Raw genomic sequence first — 26,997 nt, forward strand, 5'->3', positions numbered from 1 at the left:
CCCCCACGCAGACCCCCGCCCCGAAGTCGGTCGCACCGGGTGATCGCATCGACATCCTGCAGCGCTCCCTGGGCGGCGGCCGGTTCGAGTCGCTGCAGTGCACCATGGGGTTCGCGGTGACCGCGCCGGACGGCGAGCGGCTCGGCGTGACCGCGGGGCACTGCGGCGCGCCGCAGCAGCCGGTCGGCGTGAAGAAGTGGATCGTCGGCGAGGTCGTGCAGTCGAAGTCCCCCGAGGTCAAGGAGGACCCGAACCGTCCCGGGCACTACTCCCCCGTCGACCCGTTCGGGCCCGACTGGGCGACGTTCCGGCTGACCGATCCGCAGGTGAAGCTCCTCGCGTCGGCGCCCGGAATGGCACCGCGGTCGGTGGGCACGGCGCGCGTCGGGGACCCGGTGTGCCAGCTGGGCTCGGTGAACGGTCGCCGTTGCGGCAAGGTGACGAAGGTCCTGGGTGACTGGGTCGTCGCCGACATCGTGACCACGCAGGGCGACAGCGGCGGGCCGCTCATCCGGACGTCGGACAACGCCGCGATCGGCATCATCACCGACGCCGTCACGCTGACCGACCGCGACTCCGGCAAGGTCACGCAGCGACTCACGCAGTACTACTCGCTGAACGCGGCGCTCCGCGCGGCGGGCGGCGCGCGACTCGCGACCAACTGATCGGGGCCCGGTGGCGGGCCGCGTTCACTACACTGCCGCCATGACCGTCGTGGACGACCTCAAGTCGCGTTTCCTGCAGCTCGGGCGACACCGTGCGGTGTCCCGCATGGTCCGGGCCACCGTCCCGCTCGACAAGGCGGTGACCCGGATCAGTCGCGGCTCGGTGCACCTCATCCCCGAGGCGCTGCTCCCCCAGCTCACGTTGACCACGGTGGGGCGGCGCAGCGGCGTCGCGCGCGCGGTCCCGCTGCTGTACGTGCGCGACGGCGAGGACTTCGTGGTGATCGCCTCCAACTTCGGGCAGAAGCACCACCCCGCGTGGTCGTTCAACCTGGAGGCGACGCCGGACGCCGAGGTGCTCCTGGGCACGCGCCGCATCCCGGTGCGGGCGCGCCGTGTCTCCGAGTCGGACCGGAAGCGCCTGTGGCCCAGCATCGTCGCCGTCTGGCCCGCCTACGACGACTACATCGAGTGGGCCGGCGGCCGGACGATCAAGCTGTTCCGGCTCACGCCTCGCTGACGAGGAAGCCGGTCACGATCTCGGGGTGGACGGTGCGCGCGACCTGCGCCGCGCGCTCGGGCGTCACGTCGACGGCGCCGAACGCACCGGCCGCGGTGGCGACGGTCAGGGTCGCGACGCCCGCGCGCCGCTGGAAGAACGTCTCCCGGGTGACGAACCCGGTCACCCCGTCGAACTCGAGCGCGGTGCGCGTGCGTGCGACGGTGCCCGCACCGAGGACCACGGCGTCGCCGGTGATGACGGTGCCGAGGTTGGCGTAGCGCAGGCGCGCGAGCGCCACCGACAGGATCGCCACGAGGACCGCCCCGGCGAGGGGCAGCGCCTTCCACGCGCCGGGCGCGACGACGCCGAGCGCCACCAGCACGACGATCGGCACGAACGCGCCCAGCACCGCGCGGGTGTAGCGGCGACGCAGGGCCACCGGCCCGTGCGCCTCCAGACGCGTCTCGATGACACCGGGGCGCCCCAGGATCTCGTCGGCCACCTGCACGGCCTCGGCGCGCGGCGCGGGCGGCAGCAGCGTGGGATTGCGATCCGTGCCCGTGGCGATCGCGCGCAACTTCGCGCCGCCCGGCAGACGCATGAGGACGGGCTCGTGCAGCTGCACGCCGCGCACCCGCTTGCGCTCGATCGTCGCCGCCACCGTCGAGATCAGGCCGCGGCTGGTGTGCAGCGCACCGTCGGCCCGGCGGACCAGGCGGAAGCCCCAGAAGGCGAGCACGTAGGCCAGCACCGAGACCAGGATCGACACCATGATCACGAGCACCACGGCGGCCGGGATCACCACGGCCGCACCGAGGTCGAGGATCCTCGCCAACCAGGACTCGGCGAGCTCGGAGCCGCGCTCGCGCAGGCCCGCCTCGTCGACGATGCGGAAGCCGATGCCGGCGCCCGCCGCGACGACGGCGAAGCCCGTCAGCGAGAACGGGGCGAACCGGATCCACTCCGGCCGCAGGCGGGCGAGCTCCTCCTCGGGAGCGTTCGGCTGGGGCGCCACCACTGCCCCGTCCTCGCCGGGCGTCTCCGTGGCCGACGGTGCCGCGGTGCGGCGCAGGAGGTCCCGCCCGAGCTGCTCCGCGACCTCGGCGGGGATCGGATCGAGGACGAGCGCGGACTCCTTACCGCCGACGCCGGTACCGACCACCACCTTGCGCAGCTTCAGCGCGCGCTCGATGGGTCCGGCGGTGACGTCGACGCTGCGGATCCGGTCGCGGCGGGCGGTCGCGGAGACCTTGCGCACCAGGCCGTGCCGCAGCTCCAACTGATCGTCGGTGACCCGCCAGCGAGTGGTGAGCCAGGGCAGCAGGCCGACCAGCACGCTGATGGCGACGCCGGCGATCACGAAGAACACCGGGCCGGCGGCGCGGCCGAGGAAGAAGACGCCGATGAGGGCGGGGATGAGGGACGGGACCGCCTTGATCACGCGGGTGCCGATGCCCCACGGCGAGAGCCGGTTCCAGCCGTCGTCGACGGCCGGTGCGATCACCTGGTCAGGTCGCGTCATCGGTGTCCTCCGCGGCGCTCACGGTCAGCCCGGCGGCGATGGCCTGCGCGGTCTCCGTGGGTAGGCCAGAGATGCGCACCGTGCCCGCCGACGAGGCGGTGGTGACGGTGACCGTCGACAGCCCGAAGGAGCGCTCCAGCGGCCCGGCGACGGTGTCGATCACCTGCACGCGCGAGATCGGGATGAGGACGCGGGTCCGGGTGAGCCAGCCCGCCTGCGAGTACACCGCCACCGCGTTGATCTCCCAGCGGTGGAACGCGTAGCGGAAGCGCGGCATCACGATCAGGTGCGCCGCTGCGACTGCGGCCAGCACGAGGAAGGCCGCGGCGGCCACATACCAGGGCACGTCCGGGATCACCGCGAGCACCACCGTGACCAGCGGGATCACGATCACCCAGCGGATCGCGGCGCGGACCGTCCACCAGGTCTTCGCGCGCGGCGAGACCTGGTGCGCGGGCTGCCTGAGCACCTCTGCGGCGCCCGCGGGGGCGGGGGTTCCGGGAAGGGTCATGCGCCCAGCTAAGCACGACATTCCGCTCCGCTGCCACCACGCCCGGCTAGGGTGGCGCCGAGGAGGCACCATGACCACACATCCCGATGAGCTGGCGGGCCTGACCGGCCTGTTCAACGACCAGGAGCGCGCGATCGCCGATTCCGTCCGCGCGCTGACCGCCCGCGAGGTGGAGCCGTACGTCGCCGACTGGTTCGAGCGCGGCGAACTCGACGACCCGCGCGGCCTCATGCGGAAGCTCGGCGCGCTCGGCCTGCTGGGCATGCACCTCGACGGATACGGCTGCGCCGGAACGACCGCCACCGAGTACGGCGTGGCCTGCCTCGAGCTGGAGGCCTGCGACTCGGGCCTGCGTTCCATGGTCTCCGTGCAGGGATCGCTGGCGATGTATGCGATCTGGAAGTGGGCGAGCGAGGAGGAGAAGCAGCGCTGGCTGCCCGGCATGGCCGCCGGCGAGCTCATCGGCTGCTTCGGGCTGACCGAGCCGGACCACGGTTCCGACCCCGCGAACATGCGCACCCGGGCGCGCCGCGACGGCGGCGACTGGATCCTCGACGGCCGGAAGATGTGGATCACCAACGGCTCCCTCGCCGACGTCGCCGTGATCTGGGCGCAGACCGACGAGGGCGTCCGCGGCTTCGCCGTCCCCACCGACACCGCGGGCTTCGCCGCGAACACCATCGAGCACAAGATGTCGCTGCGCGCGTCGGTGACCGCCGAGCTGGTGCTCGACGGTGTGCGCGTCCCCGACTCCGCCGCCTTCCCCGAGGTCCGCGGCCTGCGCGGCCCGCTGTCATGCCTGAGCGAGGCGCGGTACGGCATCGTCTGGGGCGCAATGGGTGCCGCTCGGACCGCACTGGAATGCGCGCAGCGATATTCGGTGGAGCGCGAGCAGTTCGGCAGGCCGATCGGCGGCTTCCAGCTGACCCAGCAGAAGCTCGCCGACATGACGCTGGAGTACACGAAGGGCGTGCTGCTGGCGGTGCACCTGGGCCGCCTCAAGGACGCCGGGGCACTGCGACCCGAGCAGGTGTCCCTGGGCAAGCTGAACAACGTGCGCGAGGCGATCGACATCTGCCGCACCGCCCGCACGATCCTGGGCGCGAACGGCATCTCGCTCGAGTACCCGGTGATCCGGCACGCGAACAACCTGGAGAGCGTGCTGACGTACGAGGGCACCGTCGAGATGCACACCCTGATCCTGGGCCAGAAGCTCACCGGGCAGAACGCCTTCCAGTGACCCGCCGTTAGCCCAGAAACCGACCCTGACCAGCCGATTTCACGTTTCGTGGCACTCCTTGCTAATGTATTCCAGCACGCAGCGAGCGAGCATGCGCCATTAGCTCAATTGGCAGAGCAGCTGACTCTTAATCAGCGGGTTCGGGGTTCGAGTCCCTGATGGCGCACAATCGAGAAAGCCCCCTCCACTTCGGAGGGGGCTTTTTCGTGTCCGCTTGGAGGTCTACGCAGCCGGCCGGCAGTCCCCCGTCATCCGAGCGGAGACCGGCGCGGACCTCCCCCTCGGCGTGTCGTCGCGACGCAAGGACAACGTCGAGCGACACCGGACGGCGCCGCCGAGTCGCGCCACACCGGTGACCTCGACCCGATAGTCGAGCCGCTCCCCCTTGTAGGGAACGTCGAGGACGGACCCGGCCACATTCTCGGAGGGCTCGACCAGGACCCGCGTCGCCCTCGTGACCGGCGACGAATTCGCAGAGAGCACCTGCGCCACAACATCGTCGGCGTCCGCCTTGGCATAGGTGTCGCCGACGATCAGGCCGGCGCCGCCAGCGACCACCGGAATCCCGATGCAGAAGAATCCGATGAAGAAGAGCACCGACTTCCACCACCGCCAGGTGGTGACCCACCGCTCCTTCCACACCATGGTCGGGACGATGAGCAGGAGCATGGCGGCGACGAAGACCACCCACTTCCAGGCACTGATGTCGGGACTGCTGACTCCGGAGAGCTTCGTCCACGGAGTGTCGATCAGCACCGGCCGCGCCGGTTCGCCAGTAGCCCCAGAGTCTTCACATCAGTAAATACTACCCGCGGCGCACACCCGCGACGAACGGAGCAGACCGTGACCACGGTCGCAGAATTGAATCTTCTAAATTTACCTACGCTAAGTTAGTCTGGCAAACGAGCCTGGGGAGCAACCACCTCACCTGCCGCCCGCAGCGTTCTCCCCAGGCTCTCACCCAAGTCGGGACGACGGGGCCGGCGCGTCAGTCGGCCTCGTCATCCTTACCGGCCCCGTAGCCGAAGGCCATGGCGAAGGCGATGCCCAGGGCGAGGCCGATCCCAATGCCCAGCGCCGGATTCCCCAGCGCCGTCCCGATGCTCGCGCCGAAGACCACGCCGATCGCGAGCCCCAGCGCCAGCTTGTTGTAGCCCTTGTCGCCCCACGGCCCCGACGGGCGGTCACCGTCGTTCTGCGCTCCGGAATCGGGCCGGTCACCGTCGTCGCTCACACCCCGCACCGTACCGGCAGCGCCCTCCGCGGGCCCGGTAGAATCGGGATCAATCGGTCCCATGGACCGAATCCGACTGAGCCTTTCTGGAGCTGAGCCATGCGCAACCGTCCCGCCGTGTATCGACGTATCCCGACGGCGGTGACGGCACTGCTCGTCTCCGCCGCCTTGATCGCCGGATGCACGTCGTCGACCGGCGACGCGGCGCTGCCGGACGAGAGCCAGAAGATCACCGACTCGACGCCCTTCTTCGACCTGCTGCGCCCGCAGATCACCTCCAGCGTGCGCAACGGCGCGCTCGACGTGCAGCCCGGCGTCCCCGTGAAGGTGAGCGCGAGCGGCGGCACGCTGACCAGGGTCGTGATGACGAACGCGGACGGCAAGGAGGTGGCCGGCAAGCTCGCCGAGGACGGCCGCTCCTGGATCAACGCCGAGCCGCTGGGCTACAACAAGACCTACAAGCTGCGGGCCGAGGCCAACGGCATCGGCGGCGTCAACGTCGCGAACGAGACCTTCAGCACGCAGTCGCCGAACAACCTGGCGCAGGCGTACTTCACCACCGCCGACAACTCGACGGTGGGCGTCGGCCAGACCGTGGGTGTGAAGTTCGACGAGCGCATCGCTGACCGGATGGCCGCGCAGCGCGCGATCAAGATCGTCACCGATCCGCCGGTCGAGGGCGCCTTCTATTGGATCAGTCCGTCCGAGGTGCGCTGGCGCCCGGAGAGCTACTTCAAGCCGGGCACCAAGGTCAGCGTGGACGTGAAGATCTACGGCGTGGACCTCGGCGGCGGCACCTTCGGCCAGAAGGACGCCTCCACCCGGTTCACCGTGGGCGACGAGGTGATCACCACCGTCTCCGACAAGGACAAGATCGTCCGCGTCACGAAGAACGGCAAGCTCATCAAGACGATGCCCACCTCGATGGGCGGCCCCGGCAACGAGACCCCGAACGGCGTCTACCTCATCGGCGATCACCGCGAGAACATGATCATGGACTCGTCGACCTACGGCGTTCCGGTGAACTCCCCCAACGGCTACCGCACGCTGGTCGACTACGCCGTGCAGATGTCCTACAGCGGCATCTACCTGCACAGCGCCCCGTGGTCGGTGAACCAGCAGGGCTCCACCAACGTGAGCCACGGCTGCCTCAACGTGAGCACCGAGAACGCGCTCTGGTTCCTGCAGAACACCAAGCGCGGCGACATCGTCAAGGTCACCGACACCTCGGGGCCCGTGCTGGAGGGCACCGACGGGCTAGGCGACTGGAACCTGCCGTGGTCCGTCTGGCGCGCCGGCAACGCCAAGTCCGCCGGGTAGCTCCTCCCCCGCCTCCGGGGCTCCGACGGTGACCGTCGGCGCACCGTCGGGCAGCGCGGCGGTGGCGGTGAAGCCGGGCCGGGCGGTGCCGACGAAGGCGCGCAGCCAGTCCCGGAGCACCGCCACGCGGTTGCCCATGCCGGCCAGGTAATACAGGTGCACGGCCAGCCAGCCGGCCCACGCGACGATGCCGGTGAGGCCGGGCAGCCCGAGCGGCGGCTGGATGACGGCGTGCGGGGTGTCGATCATCGCCATGCTGCCCTTGTCGAGGTAGCGGAAGTGCGTGCCGGGGCCCGTCTTCCCACGGATGATGTCCGCGGCGTGGCGACCCTGCTGCATGGCGACGGGGCTCTGCCCGGGAAGGCCGTTCAGGTTGGTCATGTCGCCGAGGGCGAAGACGTCGGCCCGGCCGCCGACCGTGAGATCGCGGTTGATGAGGAGGCGGCCGTTGCGATCGGTCTCGCAGCCGGTGGCCTCGGCGATCACGCCCGCGAGCGGGGTGGCCTTGACGCCCGCCGACCAGACCACGGTGCCCGCGGCGATCTCGCGCTCGGCGCCCGCCTTGTCCTTGACGGTGACGACGTCGTCCTCGATCGCGGTGACGAACGTGCCGGTGTGCACCGTGACGCCCGCCTTCTCCAGCGCGGCGAGGGTGTAGCCCGAGAGGGTGCCGCCGTAGAAGGGCAGCACGTCGTCGGCGCCCTCGACCAGGTGGATGCGGATCTCCGCGTCGTCGTGGAAGCGGCGCGCGAGCTCGGCGACCTGGCCCGCGACCTCGACGCCCGTGGCGCCGGCGCCGACCACGACGACGGTGCGCGCGGCGATCTCGGCGGGTGCGTCGAAGGCGGCGCGCAGCCGAGTCCGGAGGTTCTCTGAGTCCTCGAGGGTCTTCAGGGCGAAGGTGCGGTCGGCCCACTCGTCGTGGCCGAAGTACGCCTGCGCGGCGCCCGCGGCGACGATGAGGTAGGTGTAGCCGATCTGCTCGATGCCGTCGGCGGTCGCGTAGGTGACCACCTTGCGCTCGGCGTCGACCTCGGTGACGTAGCCGGTCACGACGTCGACGGTGCGGCGCCGGCGCAGCACCTCCGCGATGGGCGGCGCGATGCGCTCGCCGACGGTGACGCCCGTGGCCACCTGGTAGAGCAGGGGCTGGAAGAGGTGGGTGCCGTTCGCCGAGATGAGGGTGGTCTCGATATTCGACTTGGCCAGCTGCTTCGCGGCGGCGAGGCCGCCGAATCCCGAGCCGATCACCACGACGTGGGTGCTGCGCATGATCTTCTCCTCCTTCAAGACGTCGTTGTCTACTACCAGATTGGTGCATGGATGATCACGCTTCAACCTGGTAGATCGCCGTCCTGATGATGCGACCCATCGCATCTGTTCATACAATGGCGGTATGGAATTCCGGCAGCTCGAGTACCTCGTCGCGGTGGCCGATCACGGCGGCTTCTCGCGCGCGGCGAAGCAGTGCTTCGTCTCGCAGTCGGCGGTGAGCCACCAGATCGCGACCCTCGAGAAGGAGCTGGGCGCCGAGCTCTTCGAGCGGGCCGGGCGACGCGTCCGCCTCACCGACGCCGGCGAGTCCCTGCTCCCCCGCGCCCGCGAACTGCTCCGGCAGCGGGACGAGGCGATCGACGCGGTGCGCCCGCGGCCGGACCGGATCCGGCTCGCGGCGAACATGTCGTTCGCCCGATCCGCGCTGGCCGCCGCTGCCGACGTGCGCGAGCGGCACCCGGGCGCGGAGATCGACTTCCTCATCAAGCCCTTCGCACAGCGCATCGCCGCGGTGAAGTCGGGCGAGGCCGACCTCGCGCTCATCCGCGGCCGCCTGGACGAGCCCGGCCTCTACCTGGAGCCGCTGTGGGTGGACAACCCGCTCATCGCCTTCTCCACGCGGCATCCCCTCGCGGCCCTCGGCCGGGCACCGTCGACCACGGAGCTGGCGCAGTACCCCCTGCTCCTGCCGCCCCCGCACCAGCAGGTGCTGCTGCACCGGCTGGTAGACAAGGTCTTCACCGCCGACGGGCTGGAGGTGCGGCTCGGCCCCGAGATCCGCGACGACCACCCCGTCGCCTTCGAGCTGATCAACAACCCCGAGGGGTGGACGCTGCTGTACGAGGACCCGCGCCAGCCCGGCATCGCGAGCCGGCCGGCGCCGGGCTTCACGCTCCCCGTATCCGCGGTGCTACGCACCGACGCCACCCCGAACCCGCTGGTCGCGGAGCTGCTGGTGGGGCTGTCGAACGGATACCGCCGGTAGCGCGCGTCAGGGGCGAACGCGAGGGGCGGGTCAGTCGCGGTGCAGCAGCTTGCGCCCGAGCGCCCCGACGGTGTCGACCGGTCCCGCGATCGCCTTCTCCGCGACCGAGAGCACGGCGTTGGGGGCGCTGAGTAGCGCGTTGACCTTGGTGATGGCCGCGTCGGTGCGCGCCACCGTCGCGGCGATCGCCGACATCAGGCGTTCGAACTCCTCGAGGTCGCGGTTCATGCGGACCAGCGTCGAATCGAAGTCGGTCATCGTCCGGTCCATGTTCTCCATGGTCGTGCCCAGACCGTCGAGCATCGCCGTCGCCTGATCGATGGTGACGTCGGCGTTGAGCGCAGCGCTCGCCAGGTTGCGGATCCTCGTGCGACCCCGGCCGCCGGCTGCGCCGGTAGCTCCGGAGGTGTCGTCCTGTGTGGCCATGCCAGATACGGTAACTGCATGACTACATCTGCGCGGCTGGAGCCGGGAGTTAATGCACCTTCTTTCACTTTGCCGGACCAGGACGGCAAGCCTGTTTCGCTCGCCGACTACCGTGGCCAGCGGGTTGTCCTCTACTTCTACCCCGCTGCGATGACGCCGGGCTGCACCAAGCAGGCCTGCGATTTCCGCGACAACCTCTCCGATTTCGCCGACGCCGGGCTCACCGTGCTGGGCATCTCCCCCGACAAGCCGGAGAAGCTCAAGAAGTTCCAGGAGCGCGACTCGATCACATTTCCGCTCCTCTCCGATCCGGATAAGCAGGTGCTTACCGAATACGGGGCCTTCGGTGAGAAGATGATGTACGGCAAGACCGTGACGGGCGTCATCAGGTCGACGTTCGTCATCGGCGCGGACGGCACCATCGAGGTGGCGCAGTACAACGTGCGCGCGACCGGCCATGTCGCCAAGTTGCGCCGCGACCTGAAGCTCTAGAGAGGAACCCACCGACGTGGAACGCACCATCTACTCCGAGGACCACCTGCAGTTCGGCTCGGCGGTCCGGGACTACCTGCAGAAGCAGGTGCTGCCGCACGCCGAGCAGTACATCGACGACAAGCTGATCGCCCGCGACGTGTGGCGCGGCCTCGGCGAGCAGGGCGTCCTCGGACTGGAGATCCCGGAGTCGTACGGCGGCGGCGAGGCGGAGGACTACCGCTTCAACGCCATCGCGCAGGAGGAGCTGGCCAAGGTCTCGATGGCCTTCGCGAGCTCGGTCGGCATCGACTTCGACATCACCACGCCGTACATCGTGCGCCTGGGCACCGACGAGGCGAAGCAGCAGTGGCTGCCCGCCATCGCCGCCGGCGAAGCCGTGGCCGCGATCGGCATGACCGAGCCGTCCGCGGGTTCCGATCTGGCCGGGATCAAGTCCACGGCGGTGCGCAGCGGCGACGACTGGATCCTCAACGGTTCCAAGACCTTCATCACCAACGGCTACACCTGCGACGTCGCGGTGATCGCCGCGAAGACCAACCCGGAGGCCAAGGCCCGCGGCATCTCGCTGTTCGCCGTGGACTGCTCGCTGCCGGGCTTCGAGCGGGGCCGCAAGCTCGACAAGGTGGGTCAGCCCGAGGCCGACACCGCGGAGCTCTTCTACTCGGACCTGCGGGTCCCCGCCAGCGCCCTCATCGGCGAGGTGGACCGCGGTTTCTACCACATGATGGAGAAGCTGCCCCAGGAGCGCATCGGCTCCGCGGTGGGCAACGTGGCGCACGCCAAGCAGATCCTGGCCGAGACCATCGAATACGCCCGCGAGCGCAAGGCCTTCGGCGCCTCGATCGGCTCGTTCCAGCACAACAAGTTCCTGCTGGCCGACCTGGTGACCCAGATCGAGATGGCGCAGGCCTACGTCGACCAGGCCGTGCTCGCGCACGCCGAGGGCACGCTGACCGCCGTCGACGCCGCGAAGGTCAAGTACATCTCCGCCGAGATCCAGAACAAGGTGCTGGACTCCTGCGTGCAGCTGCACGGCGGCTACGGCTACATGCGCGAGTACCGCGCCGCCCGCGCGTGGATGGACGCCCGTGTCACCCGCATCTGGGCCGGCTCGTCCGAGATCATGAAGGAGATCATCGGGCGCGACCTGGCGCTGTAATTTTCGACGACGAACGGCCGAGGTGCGCAGGGCGCGCCCCGGCCGTTCGTCGTTTCTCGGCGGGTACGACGGTCGCCATAGGGTTCCGGCCGCACGACTCTCGGATTCTGTCCGGATCGGACAGCGTGTCCACAGCGGACAGAATTCGAGAGCGCCGTGCGAGGCACCTCGGGCTCCCGCGGGGAGTCTTCACCGAGCATCGGGTTGCAACCCACTGTCGAGGACGAAGTCCCCGCGGGAGGCGTCGACGCGGCCGGAACGACGAGGGGCACCGTCGGGATGTCCCGACGGTGCCCTTCGTGCGTGAGTCCTACTGCGCGGCCTCGATCACGGAGATGATCTTCGGGCGCAGGTCGGCGGCGGCGATGATCTCGTCGACCGAGCCGACCTCGACGGCGCGACGGATGCTGTGCACCCCGTCGAACTCGGAGGCGACCTCGCCCAGCTTCTCGGCGCGGACGGAGCCCCGCACCTCGTCGAGCTCGGCGAGCAGCGCGGCGCGCTCGGTGCCGGTGGCCTCGGCCACCTGCGCCTCGAGGTCCTTGACCCGCGCGTCGTTACCGGTGCGGGAGTTGACCTCGCCCGAGAACACCACCGCGGCGGCGGGAGCGCCGCCGAGCACCGAGGCGAAGGAGCCCTCGATGGCCAGCACCGTCATGTTCGGGTTCAGCTGCTTCGAGAACACCACGAACGCACCGCCGTGGTACCGCGAGATCACGCAGAACACGATCGGGCCCGAGAAGTTGACGATCGCGCGGCCGATCTCGGCGCCGTACTCCAGCTGGAGCTTGCGCAGCGACTCCGGCGAACCGTCGAAGCCCGAGAGGTTGGCGAGCACGACCAGCGGCCGGTTGTCGCTCGCCGCGTTGATCGCGCGGGCCGCCTTCTTCGACGACTGCGGGAACAGCGTGCCGGCGGTGTAGGTGTCCGGCCCGTCGGTCGCCGGGAAGCCCAGGCGCGGGACCGACTTCGACTCGATGCCGAGCAGGCAGACCGGGATGCCGCCGATGTGCACGTCCTGCACGACCGCCGTCTCGGCGTCGGCCATGCCAGCCCAGCGCTCGAGCACCTCGTGGTCCTGGTCGGACAGCGCGCGCATCACGGTGCGGATGTCGAAGGGCTTCTTACGGTCCGGGTTCTTCTCCGCGGAGAAGATGTCGCCGACCGTCGTGAAGTCGCTGTCGGCCAGCACGTGCGGGTAGCTCGAGATGTCGCGATCGGACGGGTCCGTGGTCGCGGCACGACGCGGCGCCTGCTCGCCGGGGGCGATGTAGGTGTGCGCGTAGTGCTCCATCAGGATCGAGTGCGCGCCCATGAGGTCCGCCGCCCAGTACTGCGCCTGGCCGTTCGGGCCCATGATGCGGTCGTAGCCGCCGATGCCGAAGTTGTCCTCCGCCGAGACGCCGCCGGAGAAGTCCAGCGACTGCTTGCCGGTGAGCACCATCGCCGACTCCGGCGTCATGATCAGCACGCCCTTGGTGTGCATGAGCATCGTGGCCTCGGCGTTCCAGTACGGCTGCGCGCCCACGTTGATGCCGGCGGAGACGATGTTGATCTCGCCGCCCTGCTGGGTGAACTCGACGATCTTCTTCAGCGCCGCCGCGACCCAGTCCATGTTCTCGGTGCCCGAGTCCATGGAGATGCGGGCACCCGCGGAGAGCGCGTACCACTCGATCGGCAGCTCCATCCGGTGCGCGAGGTCGATCGCCGCGCTGATCCGGCGGCACTCCGCCTCGGCGAGCGCGCCCAGCGACTTGGTCGGATCGCCCAGCAGCAGAACGCGCTTGACGCCCTCCGGGTACAGGTCCGTCGCCGTGGAGATGACGCCGACCACGATGCCCGCGGTGTTGCGGCCCTTCGGACGGTCCGTCGGCACCAGCACGTCGGCGATGTCACCCTCGGCGAGCTCGTACTCGACGAAATCGCCCAGCGCGGAGGTCAGCTCGTACGGGTAGACGGTGTTGCGGCTCGCGGCGCGCAGCACCTTCTGGCGGTAGCCGTCGATCGGCTCGACGGTGTCCTCGACCGGCTCACCGATGTGCAGGTCGGCACGACCCGTGGGGCTGAACGACACCCGCACCTCGGTCTTGACCAGCTCACCCGTCGCCGCGTCACGACGACGGCCGATGAGCAGCACCTCCTCGAGACCCGCGCCGACCGTCGTCGACCCGATGTGCCCGGCGAGCGCCTCGAGCTCCGCATCGCTGAGGTCCACCGGCGGCCAGATGTACATGACGATCCGGTTGGTGGGCAGCCGCTTCGCGCTGGGGCGGGCGGCCTGTGCCCGGCGGATCGAGTCCACGCACGTGGCGAGGGCGATCTCAGCGGTCGGCAGGGCCAGCAGTCGGCCCTCGCCGTCGCGGACGGCGGCCAGGTCGCGGACCTGGGCGAAGGCGACCAGGCGGTCGTCGGCCGGGTTCTCCTTGGCCACCGCGCGGTACAGGTACACCTCCTCGTCGTCCGACGAGGTGAGACGCGTCAGGTCGAAGCGGCGCAGCCGCTCGAGCTGCATGCGCTGCGCGATGTACGGGTGCAGGCCGCGGATCAGGCGATCCTCGACGACCCCGTTGGTCGCCGCGCGGAAGGTGAAGTGGTGGTGCATGACCGCGCCGCCGCTGCCCGCGACGGTGATCGTCACGCGACGGACCTGCGCCGGCAGCGGGTGCGCCGACAGCACGCTGTCGAAGGCCGCCACCATCTCGTCCTGATCCTCGGGCTGCTGCTCCCAGCTGAGGTAGATGTCGGCGTCCACCGACGCCGCGCCCTCGGCCACCTGCGCGAGCCCGGCGACCGCGTCGCTGAGCCCGTCGTACGCCACGGCGGCGGAGGCGATCAGGGCACCGTCGCGCTCGGCGACGACCCACTCCGTGCCCGCGACGTCCTGCGTGCGGACCTCCGTGAGGCCCTTGTTGCCGTAGTAGCGGCGGGTGAGGACCTCGAGCATGACGGCGTTGTCGGTGGGGTGATCCCCCGCCAGGCGCTCGCCCAGGAGCAGGACCAGCGGCTCGGTGCTGCGCACCATCTCCGCGACACGGTCGGAACGGTCTGCGGCCGTGGGGTTCTGATCGAGGTGCGTCAGGTGGGCCCGGACCGCCGAGTACACGCCCTCGCGGTTGCCGCGCAGCAGCGGCTGACCGAACCAGGCGAAGACCACGCCGCGGGCGAGATCGGCGATCACCGGGTAGCGCGACTGCGTCGCGTCCATGAGCCGCTCGAGCACGGCGCGCGCGTCGCCGCCCTCCTCGACCGACGGTGCCGGCTCGCGCAGCCACTTGCGCAGCAGCGCCGTGATGGCGCGGACGCCGACCTTGGGCCGCTGCTGCGCCAGGAAGACGCGGAAGACGGCCGACTCGAGGTCCGCGGTGCGGTCGAGCTCGGCGACGCCGTAGTGCCCCAGGGCCGCGGCGAGCTTGGCGCGGTAGGAGTCCGGCAGGCCGGCGCGGTCCGCGTCGAGGCTGCGGAGGTAGGTGTGGAAGTGCTCGCGGGGGCTGTGCACCTCGTCGTCGCCGCCCACCGAGCGGCGCAGGCCCAGCTCGGCCAGGTCGGCGAAGACGCCGGCCAGCGCGAGCTCGGCGCCCGCCGGAGCGGCGCCCTCGAGCTCCGCGGCGACGCGGTCCACGAGGTACTCGTCGAGCAGGCGGCTCTCGTCGGCCGGGTCCACGTCGAAGCCCAGCAGCTGGCTGCGCAGGGCGTCGCGGCCCGCGGCGGCGCGCTCGACGGCGCCCACCTGTGCGGGCTCCGCCGGCAGGTCGATGGGGCCGGCGGCGGTGCCGGCGGCCTCCTCGTCGCCGTCGCCGAGCGGCTCGAGGCGCAGCAGCGGCGCGCCGGCCTCGACCTGGCTGCCGACGGTCACCGCGCACTCCTTGAGCCGCGCGGAGAAGGGCGAGCGGAGCACCGTCTCCATCTTCATCGACTCGAGGACGAGGATCGGCGCGCCGGCCTCCACCTCGTCGCCGACGGCGACCGGGACGGCCACCACGAGCGCCGGCGCGGGCGAGCGGACCACGCCGCCCTCGTCGCGGCTGACGCGGTGGGTGACGCCGTCCACGTCGACCACGTGGACGGGGCCGTGCGTGCCGGTGGTGAGCCGGTACCGGACGCCGTTGACCACGGCCTGACCGGTGTGGTTGTCGAAGCGCTCCAGGTCGACGTCGGCGGTGCGGGTCTCCGCGCCGGTGTCGATGACGAGCCGGAAGTTGTGGGCGCCGGTGCGGGCGACGCGGACGCGGTAGCTCGCGCCGCGCAGCTTGAAGTCCAGCGGGGTGCCGCTCTCGTGCTGCACCTGCGGGCGGCCGCCCGACGCGGTCGTGAGCAGGCGGGTGAGCTCGGCGCGCTCCTCGTCCTCGTAGGCGTCGATCGCCGCGGAGGCCAGCGCCACCGACGTGTGGCGGTCGGCGACCAGGCGGCCCTCGCCGCGGACCCGGTCGATCCAGCCGGTGTCGGCGCTGCCGTCGATCACCTCGGGCTGGTTCAGCAGGTCGAGCACGAAGCTCTTGTTGGTGGCGCCGCCCTCGATGATGACGCGGGTCTCGTTCATGGCGCGGCGCAGGCGGCCGAGCGCCTGGTCGCGGTCGCTGCCGTACGCGATGACCTTGGCGATCATCGAGTCGAAGTCGGCGGGGATGGTGTCGCCCTGGGAGACGCCCGTGTCGATGCGGATGCCGGGGCCCGCGGGCAGGTCCAGCAGCGCGATGCGGCCGGGGGCGGGCGCGAAGTCGCGGTCCGGATCCTCGGCGTTGAGGCGGGCCTCGATGGCGTGGCCGCGCTCGACGGGGCGCTCGCCGTCGAGCTTGCCGCCCGAGGCGACGTGCAGCTGCGCGCGGACCAGGTCGAAGTCGTTGGTGACCTCGGTGATCGGGTGCTCCACCTGGAGGCGGGTGTTCACCTCGAGGAAGGCGAGCAGGTCGTCGCCCGGGTGGTAGAGGAACTCGACGGTGGCGGCGCCGCGGTAGCCGACCTTGATGGCGAGGCGCTCCGCGGACTCCTTGAGCCGCTGCACCTGCTCGGGGCCGAGCACCGGGGAGGCGGACTCCTCGATGACCTTCTGGTTGCGGCGCTGCACGGAGCAGTCGCGCACGCCGAGGGCCCACGCGGTCTCGCCGTCGGAGATGACCTGCACCTCGACGTGGCGAGCACCGGTGACCAGGCGCTCGAGGAAGACGACGCCGCTGCCGAAGGCGCGCTCGGCCTCGTCGCGGGTGCGCAGGTAGGCGTCCTCGAGGTCGGCGTCCGAGGCGACCATGCGGATGCCGCGACCGCCGCCGCCGGCGGTGGCCTTGAGCATGAGGGGGTAGCCGATGTCCTTGGCCTTGGCCTTGGCGTCCTCGAGCGTCTCGACGGGGCCGCGGCTCCACGGCGCGACGGGGACGCCGACCTCCTCGGCGATCAGCTTGGCGCCGATCTTGTCGCCGAGCTGCCGCATCGCCTCGGGGCTCGGGCCGACGAAGGTCACGCCGACCTCGGCGCACTTCTCCGCGAAGACGGGATCCTCGGCGACGAAGCCCCAGCCGACCCACGCCGCGTCGGCGCCGGTCTCCTGCAGGGCGGTGCCGAGCAGCTCGTAGTTGAGGTACGGCCGCGCAGCGGCAGGCCCCAGGTCGTACGCGATGTCGGCCTCGCGGACGAAGGTCGCAGTGCGGTCGACGTCGGTGTAGAGGGCGACGGTCTCGATCTGCTGCCCGGTCTCGGCGGCCAGGTCGCGGACCGCATGGATGAGGCGCATCGCGGCCTCACCTCGGTTCACGATGGCGATTCGGCTGAACACTCGCTTGTTCCCTTTCGGCTCTATCCGGTGCGCGACTCGGTCCCTACCGGACCGTCGCGCTCTTCAGTTCTCTCGATCACCGCGAACGCCGCCGCGGTGTCACCGTCGTGGGTGAGTGACACATGGATCGTCGCACCCGGCCCGAGATCGGCCGCTATGCGGCCGTACACCCGTACCGCCGGGCGTCCCCAAGCATCGGAGACCACCTCCACCTCCCGCGCGCCGACCTCCTTCTCGGCCGGCCGCTGGGCGTAGAAGCCCGACGAGAACGCCTTGAAGACGGCCTCTTTGGCCGCCCACCGGGCGGCCAGAGAGCGCACGTCGCCCGCGGCGTCCCGTCGTTCGGCGGGACTGAACGACGAGAGCATCGTGGTCCCGGGTTGCGCGAGTTGCTCCGCGAACCCGGGCACGTGCACCACGTCGATCCCGACTCCCACCACGGCCATGGCGGAAGCCTATCGGGCTACCGGCATCCGTCGGCGCAGTACGTGCCGTCGGGTCCCAGCCGCACGGCCTCGTCGAGCAGCAGGGCCGCCTCGGTCCGGTCCGTCGCCTCCGAGGTCGCGTCGGCGCCGAAGCGCCGGCCCGCCGGGGGCTTGCGGTACAGGCCCGACCGGCCGCACATCGCCGAGAGCACCGCGCGCCGACCCGCGACCTCGCGCTCCCGCGCCGCCGCCAGGTACTCGGCGCGCGCCGCCGGGTCGAGCGAGGCCAGGAAGGCGTCGCGGTGCACGACCGCGATGAGGCCCGAGACGTGGCCGAAGCCGAGCGAGGTCAGCAGGCCCGCCTTGGGACGGAAGCCCTCGTCGAACCGGTGCGTCTCCCGCAGCCAGACGAGGTGCGGGAACTTCCGCATCTCGTCATCGACGCAGTCGAGGCTGCGGTTCGGCGGGAGCACCTGCTCGTTGAGCATCTGGCACATGCCGATCAGCTGGAAGGCGGCGGCGCCGCCCTTGGCGTGACCCGTCAGCGACTTCTGCGAGACCACGAACATCGGGGCGCCCTCGGAGCGACCGATCGACGCGGCGATCCGCTCGTGCAGGTTCGCCTCGTTCGGGTCGTTCGCGTTGGTCGACGTGTCGTGCTTGCTGATGATCGAGACGTCGTCCGCCGCGACACCCAGCTGCCGCAGGCTGCGGGCCATCGGGGCCTCCGGGCCGCCGGCGGCCACGGACAGCGCGCCCATGCCCGGCGCCGGGATGGAGGTGTGCACGCCGTCGCCGAAGCTCTGCGCCCAGGCCACCACGCCGAGCACCGGCAGGCCCATCTTCGCCGCGACGTCGCCGCGGGCCAGGAGGACGGTGCCGCCGCCGTTGGACTCGACGAAGCCGCCGCGACGGCGGTCGTTGGCGCGGGAGAAGCGGCGGGGGCTGATGCCCTTGGCCAGCATCTTCTCGCTGTCCGCGGTCGCCTGCATCATGCCGAAGCCTGTGATGCCCTCGATCGACAGGTCGTCGAAGCCGCCGGTCACCGCGAACAGGGCCTTGCCGACCTTGATCTTGTCGACGCCCTCCTCGACCGAGACCGCCGCCGTGGCGCAGGCCGCCACGGGGTGGATCATCGCGCCGTAGCTGCCGATGTAGCTCTGCACGACGTGCGCGGCGACGACGTTCGGCAGGGCCTCCTGCAGGATGTCGTTCTGGTTCGGCTCGCCCAGCAGGGTGTTGATGAACAGGTCGCGCATCGAGCTCATGCCGCCCATGCCCGTGCCCTGCGTGTTGGCGACGTGCGAGGGGTGCACGTACTCCATCAGCTCGGCCGGCTCGAAGCCCGCGGAGATGAAGGCGTCGACGGTGGCGACCAGGTTCCACAGGGCCAGGCGGTCGACCGACTCGATCATCTCGGGCGTGATGCCCCAGTGCGTGGGGTCGAAGCCGTCCGGGATCTGCCCGCCCACGCTGCGCAGCAGCCTGGTGCGGCGCGGCACGCGGATCTCGGTGCCGGCCTTGCGGGTGATCCGCCACTCCCCCGTCTCCATCGGCACGGCGACGGTGTTCTCCGGATCGGCGTCGACGAAGGCGCGGGCCTCCGCCTCGTTCGCCACCACGAAGGACATGTCCTCGGGCAGGAAGACGGACACCAGCAGCGGAGCCGTCTGGTCGATGATGTCGCCGTCGTCGCTGAACTCGCGGATGCCGCAGCGCTCCACGACCGCGTCGTGGTACTTGTCGGCCAGCTCGGCCTCGGGCACGAGGTCGCCCGACTCGGCGTCGTACCAGCCCGGCTCCGGGTCGTTCTCCCAGGTGATCATGCCGGTCACCCAGGCGAGCTCGGCGACGCCCGCGGCGGAGAGCCGCTCGTCGACCTCCATCTCGAAGCGGGTGCGCGAACTGCCGTACGGGCCGACCTCGCCGGCGCCGACGATGACGACCATGTCCTCGGGCCGGGCCTCGATGGCGTCCCAGTCCGGCTCGCGCAGCGTGGCGACCGGGGCACCGGGGAGGGCCGCGATGGTGCCCTCGTCCTCGGCCTCGGCGGCCTCGGCGAGGCGGGCCTCCATGGCCTGCTCGGCGAGCGCCTTCATGTCCAGGTTCACACCGCCCAGGCCGCCGGTGAGGTCGTCGAACAGCGGGGCCGTCGCGGCCCGCTCCCGCGCCTCGGCGCTGGCGTTCGCGAGCAGCTTGTCGGCCATCTCGAAGGTCGACCAGGTGCGCACGCCGGCCGCCTCGACGGCCTCGACCAGCGGGTCGTTGCCGCCCATGAGGCCCGTGCCACGGACCCAGCCGATGATCGCGTGGGCCAGGGTGACCCGCTCCGACCAGGACTTCTCGGCGTTCCAGCGGGTGACGAGGGCGTCCAGGGAGGCCTTCGACTCGCCGTAGGCGCCGTCGCCGCCGAACATGCCGCGGTTCGGGGAGCCCGGGAGCACGACGTGCAGCCGCGAGGCCAGGTCGGTGTCCTTGCCGATGGCGGCGAGGCCGGCGATGAGCCGCTCGACCGACCACAGCAGGATCTTCATCTCGAGCTCGGCGCGCGGCCCGGCGTCCGACATGTCGCCCGAGACGCGGGGCGCCGCGAACGGGAACAGCATCGTCGGGACCAGGGCCTCCTTGTGGACCGTGGTGTACGGGCCCACGGTCTCGGCCTGGCGCTCACCGATCCACTCGACGAGCCCGTCGACGTCGGCGTAGCTCGCCATGTTCGCCGGGACGATCCACAGGGCGGCGTCGGTCCGGGCGCTGGTGCGGTAGAGCTCCTTGAAGAAGTCGAGGCGCTTGTCGTCGAGCCGGCTGGTCGTCGCGATCACCGTCGCGCCGCCCGCGAGCAGGCGCGCGGCCACCGCCGCGGCGATCGACCCGGCGGAGGCGCCCGTGACGACGGCGACCTCACCCGCGTAGACGCCCGGCTCCGGGCTGCTCTTGGCCAGGCCGGAGAGGAAGGCGTACGCCCGGGCGTGCTCGGTGCGGCCGGCCTCGGTGGCCTTCTTCTCCCACCACTGCGCCTGGTCCTGCAGCGCCTTGCCGGCGCCCTTGGCGGTCTCCAGGATGTGCTTGCTGTAGGTCGGGAAGGTCGCCGGGTCCATGTTCCACACGCGGAGCAGGTCCTCGCGGGCGCTGGCCCAGCGGTCGTCGATGAGGACGGCCTTGTTGGCGTCGAAGGCCGGCGCGACCGCGTTCGCCCAGTCGTCGCCCAGCTCGGTGGCGATCAGCGCGGCGAGCCGCTCCGACTCGTCGTCGAGCGAGGGCAGTCCGCCCTCGACGGTCCCCAGGCCCAGCTTCTGCAGCAGCACGCGGGCCGACGCGGCGAGCGCGCCGTCCTCCCCCGTGATCGCGGAGGTGAACTCGGCGAGCGCCGCGGCGTCGACGGTCGCGCCGCCGCCCCCGCCGCCGGCGGAGGGCTTGCCGACCGGCACGCCCTGCGCGGCGCCGACCTCGGCGACCGCGCGGTCGATCAGCGCGTCGAGCGCTGCCGCGTTGGAGACGGCACCGTCGAGCAGCGTCGCGAGGTCGCCGCCGCGGACCGAGGCGCCCTCGCGGGTGCCGGTGGCCAGCGCGAGCACGGTGTGCTGGGCCCAGCCCGGGCCGAGCTCCCACGTGCCGGTGACGTACTCGGTGATGTAGTTCGGACGCTTGCCGGTGGAGCCCAGCAGCTTGCGCAGCTGGTTGCCGACGGTCTCCGAGAGCACCGGGCCGAGCGGCTTGTAGGTGCGCGCCAGCTTGGTGACCGTGCCGGCCAGCGTGGGCAGGTCGGCCTCCGCGGCACCGTCGATGGCGCCGAGGTTGAGCTCGCTGCCCAGGTCGAGGAGCAGCTGGTTGCGGCGCGAACTCACGCCGTCGCACAACGTCTCGATGGTGTCGGTCTTCTCCAGCTGGTCCGGACGCATCTTGGTCCAGATCGCGATCATGGCGCGGGTGGCGTCCGCGGCGTCGAAGCCGAGGTCGGCCGGGCGGGGGCCGCCCGACGGTGCGCTCGCCACCGGTGCGGCAGCGGGTGCTGCGGCCGGGGCGGCAGCGGCGGGCGCCGCGGCCTCGGCGGGCGCGTCGGTGCCCTCGTCCTCCTCCACGTCCTCGTCGGTCGCGAAGACCTTCGCGGCGTCGCGCTCAGCGTTGAGCACCGTCGCGGCGGCGCGCTGGTACGAGGCCAGGGCCAGGGTGCGGCTGGCGAGGTTCGCGAGCGTCGGGGCGGACGCGAGGCCCACCTCGATGAACCGCTCAACGCCCAGGCCGCCGTGGTCGGTGTCGATGAGCAGCTGATCCTGCGTCTCGATCCACCGGACCGGGCTGGCGAACTGCCACGCCAGCAGCTCGATGAGCAGCGTGCGGGCCGTGGCCATCGGGTTCGCGGCGGCCGCGTCCCAGTCGGCGACGAGCTCACGCACCGGCTCGCTGGGCACCACGTCGAGGATCGAGACCGCGAAGTCGGCGGTCAGCTCGAACGGGCGGGCCACCAGGTTCGGCAGGTACTTGCCGACGAGCTTGGTGTAGTCGAACTCGGCGGGCACCAGCTCCTGCAGGCGCGCGGCGAACTCCGGCACGCCGTCGCGCAGGACCGAGGAGTGGAACGGGATGTCGATGCCCGGCACCAGCTGGAAGGCCTTCGGGCTGCCCGTGCGCTCGGCGATCGCCTTCTCCAGCGCGTCGAGCCCGGCCTGGTTGCCGACCACGACGTACTGCGCGCCGCGCAGGTTGAGGTTGACGATCTCGGCGAACTCGTCGGCGCCCTCGAGGTTGCCCTCGACCCAGTCGGAGATCTCGGCGTCGTCGACGTCGAAGAGCTCGGGGCGGAGCGCGGCCATCGCGTAGGGGCTGCGGCCCTGTTCATCGCGGGGCACCAGCTGCTGCATGATGCGGCCGCGGTGGAAGACGGTCTCGAGGATCGTGCCGAGCGGCAGCACGCCGGCGGAGGCCAGCGCGTTGTACTCGCCCACGGAGTGGCCGGCGATGATCGGATCGTCGACGCGGGCGCCGATCTCGGTGAGCTCGGCGAGCTGCGCGCAGGCCACGGTCGCCATCGCAACCTGGGTGAACTCGGTCAGGTACAGCACACCGTCGGGATGGGTGTAGACGGTGCCGTTCGCGCGGATCGACAGCGGGTTGTCGCGGACCACGGCGAGGATGGAGAAGCCCAGGTTCTCGCGGGTGTGCGCGTCCGCTGCGTCCCAGACCTCGCGCGCGGCCTTGCTGCGCGAGCGCTGGTTCAGCCCCATGCCCTTGCCCTGGATGCCCTGTCCCGGGAAGACGTACGCGGTGACGGCCGGGAAGGCCACGGCCGACGCGGCCATCACGAGATCGTCGCCGACCCGCGCGGTGACCTCGAGCAGCTCGCCGCCGCGGTCGATGCCGACGCGCTCGACGGTGAACTGCACCTCGTCGCCCGGGAGGACCATGCCGAGGAAGCGCGTGGTCCAGCCGCGGATCTTGCGGTGCATGACGTCGCCGTTGGAGGCGGAGGCCACCTGCTGCGCGGCGGCCGAGAGCCACATGCCGTGGACGATCGGGCCGGGCAGGCCGGCCAGGCTGGCGGCGACCTGCGAGGTGTGGATCGGGTTGTGGTCGCCGGAGACGGCGGCGAAGCCGCTCATGTCCTGCGGGGCGTTGACGACGGCCTGGCGGAGTCGCTTGCGCGGGGTCTCGGTGGCGGTCTCGCCGCGCGCGCCGCCCGCGGGCTGCGGGTCGGCCAGCTCGGCGGCGCCGGTGCGGCCGCGGATCGCGAAGCGCTCGGTCATGACGACCGCCGGGGCGTCGGCGCCCGGGGCGCGGACGTCGATGCCGACGGTGACCACGGTGCCGATGTCGGTGGCGGTCACGTCCTCGAGGCGCGCGGTCGCGCGGTACACGCCTGGCGTCGGGTTCGCGGCCAGCTCGATCGCGTGGTCGAGGTGCACCAGGTCGAGCATGCCCTCGACGACGGGGCGGCCCTCGGCCGTGGTGGCGGCGCCGACCACGGCGAAGGACGCGGGCCAGCACAGGCCGACGAAGGCGTCCGGCACGGCCAGCTGCTCGTCGCCGTACAGGGCCGACAGGCCGACGGGAAGGCTGTCCGCGGTGATCGCCGCGTGGTCGGCGGCGTCCTCGGCGCGGAACTCGAAGTCGATGGTCGCGGCACCGTCGGCGACGGCGGGCAGGTCGCCCGCGGCGGCCAGGGCCACCAGCTTCGACATGGACTCGCTGGCAGCGCCGAGCTCGATCACGGGAACGCCGCCGTCGGCGCAGCTGTCCGGGACCTGGATCGGGATGACGAGATCGGTACCCGACACCGGGATCTCCAGGACGACGGAGTTCGCGCCCGTCACGCGCAGGCGGGCGCCGGTGGCGGCCTGCAGGGCGGAGTCACCGTCGGCCTCGACGGTCCAGGTGCTGCCGGCGCCCAGGCGGGCGATCGGGCTGTGCACGAGGCGGCCGGCCCACAGGATGTTCGTGGCGGCCAGGGCCCGCGCGAGCGGCACGGACTGGACGCCCGGCACGACGCGGCGGCCGGCGACGGCCTCCGCGACAACGCCCTCGCCGAGGCGGCGGCGGACCAGCTCGGCCTCGAAGCGGTTGAGCAGGTCGCCGACGGGCTCGTCGACGCGGGTGATGCCGGCGACGGCCTCCGGGCCGGGGATGATGCACACCTCGTCGGCCGAGTAGCGCGGTGAGTGCGCCTGCCACAGCGAGTCGGAGCGCCACCAGCGGCGGACGTCCTTGTCGACGACGGGCACGAAGTTCACCGGCTTGCCGGGGGTGCGGCACAGCGAGACGAAGAAGGGCACGTCGGCCGGGTGCAGGCGGGTGTCGGCCGCCTCCGGGTAGCGCTGCAGGAGCCGATCGAGCGCGGCGTAGGCGTCGTCGGTCGCGGTGACGTCCGCGAAGCCGGTCTCGATGGGTCCGCGGTCCTCGGGCGCGAGGCGGGCCTCGGCGCGGTGCAGCATCGACAGGAAGCGGTCCTGGTGGGTGATGTCCAGCCAGCCGTAGTCGCCGAAGCGGCTCGCGTCGGCGGCGGCGAGCTGCTCGCGGGTGCCGACCGAGAGCTCGAGGTAGCGCTCGAGCCACTGCGCGTAGGTCATCGCGTCGGCGTCGCCGAAGTAGGGCTTGGCGGTGCCGGCCATCGCGGCGACGATCTCGTCGCGGCGCTCGGCCACGGCGTCGCCGTCACCGGCGACCTCGTCGAGCAGGCGGCCGCACGCGGAGGCGGTGTTGTCGATCTCGTGGATGTCGGCGCCCAGCTGGCTGCGGCCCGACGCCATGCCGCCGCCGGCGTGGCCGGCGCCGATCCAGGCGGGGGTGCCGGGGATCTCGGCGAGCAGGCGCTTGACGTCGTCCGACGTCGTGGCCTCGAGCGTCGCCATCGCGGCGGTGCCGACGAGGATGCCGTCGACGGGCATCGCGGGGGCGCCGTACTTGCGCGACCACTCGCCGGAGAGGTACTGGGCCGCCAGCTCGGGCGTGCCGATGCCGCCGCCGACCGCGAGGACGACGTTGTTGCGGTCGCGGAGCTCGGCGTAGGTCACGAGCAGCAGCTCGTCGAGGTCCTCCCAGGAGTGGTGGCCGCCGGCCTTGCCGCCCTCGACGTGCACGATCACGGGGAACTGCGGGACCTCGGCGGCGATGCGCGCCACCTGGCGGATCTGCTCGACGGTGCCCGGCTTGAAGGCGACGTGCCGCATGCCGGCCTCGGTGAGCTCCTCGACGAGGGCCGTGGCCTCCTCCAGCTCGGGGATGCCGGCGGTGATGATCACGCCGTCGAGCGGGGCGCCCGCGGCGCGGGCCTTCTGCACGATGCGCTTGCCGCCGAGCTGCAGCTTCCACAGGTACGGGTCGAGGAAGAGCGAGTTGAACTGCGCGGCGCGGCCCGGCTCGAGGAGCGCGGTCAGCTTCTCGACGTTGTCGGCGAAGATCGGCTCGGTCACCTGGCCACCGCCCGCCAGCTCGGCCCAGTGGCCGGCGTTGGCGGCCGCGGCGACGATGCCGGGATCGACGGTGGTCGGGGTCATGCCGGCGAGCAGGATGGGGCTGCGGCCGGTGAGCTCGGTGAAGCGGGTGGACAGCACGGTGCGGCCGTCGGGCAGGGTCACCAGGCGCGGCGAGAACTCCGACCAGGCGAGCGGGAGCTCCGGCACGCCGCCGGGCGAGAAGAGGTTGCGGGCGCCGCGCAGCGTGGTGGCGGGCACGAGGCCGACGCCGCGGCCGCGCGCGGGGGCTGCGGAGAGCTTGGTGGCGATGTCCTCGGGGCCGAGATCGATGAGCCAGCGGGCGCCCTTGCCGATCGCGCCGTCGACCTCGTCGACCCAGTCCACGGGCTCCACGAGGACGGCCGCGGCGAGGCGGGCGGCGGTGGCGGCGTCGAGGCCGCAGCGCTCGGCCCACTCCGTGACCAGGCCGACGCCGTCGGCGAGGGCGGGGTGGTGGAAGCCGATGTCGACCGCGACGTCCTCGAACTTCGGCGCGAAGGCGGCGCCGCCGGTGAGCTTCTCCTTGCGCTGCTCCTCCTCGGCCTCGGCGACGGACTCGCAGAACTCGCGGAAGCCGGCGAGCAGCTTCGGGGTGCCGGTGAGCACGAAGGAGTTGCGGTTGTTGCGCACCGCGAGCACGGGGCCGCAGGCGTCGAAGGCGACAGTCGCGGTGAAGTCGGCGAGCAGCTTCTCGAGCTTGTCCCGGCGGACGCCGGTGACGGCCATCATCGGGGTGGCGCCGCCGAGGGCGACGAGGCCCTTGCGGCGGGCGACGACGCGGCCCGCGGCGCCGATGAGGCGCGCGATGGCGAGGAGGTCACCCTCGTTGCCGCGCGAGGCGAAGGCGGAGACGGCGAGCAGGCCCTGCGAGTGGCCGATGGCGGCGACGGGCGGCACGTCCCACGGGTCGAGGCCCTGGGCCTCGAGGCCGTACAGGGCGACGAGCTGCGCGAACAGCACGCCGGGCACGGAGAAGACGGCACCGTCGACCTGCGGGGCGAGCAGCCGGCGCGCCGACGGACCCGCGGCGGCCTGCGCCTGGTCCTCGTCCTCGTCGGTGGTCTCGGCCTCGGAGGCGGCGATCGAGGCGTCGCGCCAGCGCATCGGGTCGAAGGTCAGGGCCTGCGCCCGGAGCAGCTCGGCGCGGACGGGCTCGAGCACGCTGTCGGCGCGCGCGACGAAGCCGTCGAAGAGGTCGCGGTACTCGGGATCGTCGGCCAGGCCGGTCTGCTCCAGGAGCGAGACCAGACCGGGCAGCCAGGGGCCGCCCTGGCCGCCGAAGGTGAGCGCGTACTGCTCCCCCGCTGCCAACCTGTCCACCAGCGCGTCGTTGCTCCGCGGTCCCTTGGCGGTGCGTGCATTGGCGGTGACGAAGTCGTCGACAGTCATGAATCTCCTCGGATCAGCTCGCTGCGCGCCGCTATGACGGCACGTCCGCGGCAGGCCCGCGGAAAACCCGTATTCCATGAGACCACAGGATTCGCACTACCTCTGACGTGCAGATATGTAACCAGTCGGTATACCGGCG

General features: G+C 71.6%; 16 protein-coding genes and 1 tRNA gene. 8 read left to right on the plus strand and 9 right to left on the minus strand.

The genetic code is table 11. The features are described from left to right. Both LB823_RS07950 and LB823_RS07955 read left to right on the plus strand, forming a co-directional pair. Window positions 1–665, plus strand: a 665-nt coding sequence (locus LB823_RS07950) for a S1 family peptidase (RefSeq protein ID WP_224646287.1), incomplete at its 5' end; no start/stop codon positions are given. Window positions 666–705: 40 nt separating this feature from the next. Continuing rightward, on the plus strand, window positions 706–1,185 hold the full coding sequence (locus LB823_RS07955) for a nitroreductase family deazaflavin-dependent oxidoreductase (RefSeq protein ID WP_224646289.1): 480 nt from the start codon (window positions 706–708) through the stop codon (window positions 1,183–1,185). Here LB823_RS07955 and LB823_RS07960 read toward each other — a convergent pair. Together LB823_RS07960 and LB823_RS07965 are read right to left on the minus strand one after the other, a co-directional pair. Further along, window positions 1,172–2,689, minus strand: a complete 1,518-nt coding sequence (locus tag LB823_RS07960; RefSeq protein ID WP_224646291.1) for a PH domain-containing protein — start codon at window positions 2,687–2,689, stop codon at window positions 1,172–1,174. The genes LB823_RS07955 and LB823_RS07960 overlap by 14 nt on opposite strands. Beyond that, the gene (locus tag LB823_RS07965) at window positions 2,676–3,200 is read right to left on the minus strand and encodes a PH domain-containing protein (protein ID WP_224646292.1); all 525 of its coding nucleotides are present in this window, start codon (window positions 3,198–3,200) and stop codon (window positions 2,676–2,678) included. The genes LB823_RS07960 and LB823_RS07965 overlap by 14 nt, the downstream gene beginning before the upstream one ends. Before the next feature lie 70 nt (window positions 3,201–3,270). Between LB823_RS07965 and LB823_RS07970 the strand changes: the two genes are divergently transcribed. Further along, window positions 3,271–4,440 (plus strand): acyl-CoA dehydrogenase family protein, encoded by a 1,170-nt coding sequence (locus tag LB823_RS07970; protein ID WP_224646295.1) that lies wholly within the window; start codon window positions 3,271–3,273, stop codon window positions 4,438–4,440. 93 nt (window positions 4,441–4,533) lie between these two features. Further along, a tRNA-Lys gene (locus LB823_RS07975) sits at window positions 4,534–4,606 on the plus strand. Between the two features lie 56 nt (window positions 4,607–4,662). Here LB823_RS07975 and LB823_RS07980 read toward each other — a convergent pair. Both LB823_RS07980 and LB823_RS07985 read right to left on the minus strand, forming a co-directional pair. Then, the gene (locus tag LB823_RS07980; RefSeq protein ID WP_224646297.1) at window positions 4,663–5,196 is read right to left on the minus strand and encodes a hypothetical protein; all 534 of its coding nucleotides are present in this window, start codon (window positions 5,194–5,196) and stop codon (window positions 4,663–4,665) included. 232 nt (window positions 5,197–5,428) lie between these two features. Then, window positions 5,429–5,674, minus strand: a complete 246-nt coding sequence (locus LB823_RS07985) for a hypothetical protein (protein WP_224646299.1) — start codon at window positions 5,672–5,674, stop codon at window positions 5,429–5,431. Between the two features lie 99 nt (window positions 5,675–5,773). On the opposite strand from LB823_RS07985, the gene LB823_RS07990 reads away from it, so the two are divergent. After that, window positions 5,774–6,994, plus strand: a complete 1,221-nt coding sequence (locus LB823_RS07990; protein ID WP_224646301.1) for an Ig-like domain-containing protein — start codon at window positions 5,774–5,776, stop codon at window positions 6,992–6,994. On the opposite strand, the gene LB823_RS07995 is transcribed toward LB823_RS07990, so the two are convergent. Next, window positions 6,932–8,266 carry an NAD(P)/FAD-dependent oxidoreductase gene (locus LB823_RS07995; protein ID WP_224646303.1) on the minus strand — a complete coding sequence of 445 codons (1,335 nt, stop codon included), beginning with the start codon at window positions 8,264–8,266 and terminating at the stop codon, window positions 6,932–6,934. The two genes, LB823_RS07990 and LB823_RS07995, sit on opposite strands and share 63 nt — an antisense overlap. Window positions 8,267–8,390: 124 nt before the next feature. On the opposite strand from LB823_RS07995, the gene LB823_RS08000 reads away from it, so the two are divergent. Further along, window positions 8,391–9,254 (plus strand): LysR family transcriptional regulator, encoded by an 864-nt coding sequence (locus LB823_RS08000; protein WP_224646305.1) that lies wholly within the window; start codon window positions 8,391–8,393, stop codon window positions 9,252–9,254. 30 nt (window positions 9,255–9,284) lie between these two features. On the opposite strand, the gene LB823_RS08005 is transcribed toward LB823_RS08000, so the two are convergent. Further along, complete coding sequence (locus LB823_RS08005) at window positions 9,285–9,680, minus strand: hypothetical protein (RefSeq protein WP_224646307.1); 396 nt, start codon at window positions 9,678–9,680, stop codon at window positions 9,285–9,287. Between the two features lie 18 nt (window positions 9,681–9,698). On the opposite strand from LB823_RS08005, the gene bcp reads away from it, so the two are divergent. Both bcp and LB823_RS08015 read left to right on the plus strand, forming a co-directional pair. Next, window positions 9,699–10,172, plus strand: coding sequence for a thioredoxin-dependent thiol peroxidase (bcp, locus tag LB823_RS08010; protein WP_224646309.1), 474 nt, complete (start codon window positions 9,699–9,701; stop codon window positions 10,170–10,172). A 16-nt stretch (window positions 10,173–10,188) separates the two neighbouring features. Further along, window positions 10,189–11,334, plus strand: a complete 1,146-nt coding sequence (locus tag LB823_RS08015; RefSeq protein ID WP_224646311.1) for an acyl-CoA dehydrogenase family protein — start codon at window positions 10,189–10,191, stop codon at window positions 11,332–11,334. A 310-nt stretch (window positions 11,335–11,644) separates the two neighbouring features. Here the strand turns inward: LB823_RS08015 and LB823_RS08020 are convergent, their stop codons facing one another. The 3 genes from LB823_RS08020 to LB823_RS08030 are packed head-to-tail and all read right to left on the minus strand — an operon-like array spanning window position 11,645 to window position 26,858. Continuing rightward, a complete protein-coding gene (locus LB823_RS08020) occupies window positions 11,645–17,098 on the minus strand; it encodes a carboxyl transferase domain-containing protein (RefSeq protein WP_224646313.1) in 5,454 nt (1,817 codons plus the stop codon). Between the two features lie 20 nt (window positions 17,099–17,118). Further along, window positions 17,119–17,544, minus strand: coding sequence for a holo-ACP synthase (locus LB823_RS08025; RefSeq protein WP_224646315.1), 426 nt, complete (start codon window positions 17,542–17,544; stop codon window positions 17,119–17,121). A gap of 17 nt (window positions 17,545–17,561) precedes the next feature. Beyond that, the gene (locus LB823_RS08030) at window positions 17,562–26,858 is read right to left on the minus strand and encodes a type I polyketide synthase (protein ID WP_224646317.1); all 9,297 of its coding nucleotides are present in this window, start codon (window positions 26,856–26,858) and stop codon (window positions 17,562–17,564) included. Between the last annotated feature and the right edge of the window lie 139 nt (window positions 26,859–26,997).

It is taken from the genome of Tsukamurella sp. M9C, from assembly GCF_020169415.1.
Classification (GTDB): domain Bacteria; phylum Actinomycetota; class Actinomycetes; order Mycobacteriales; family Mycobacteriaceae; genus Tsukamurella.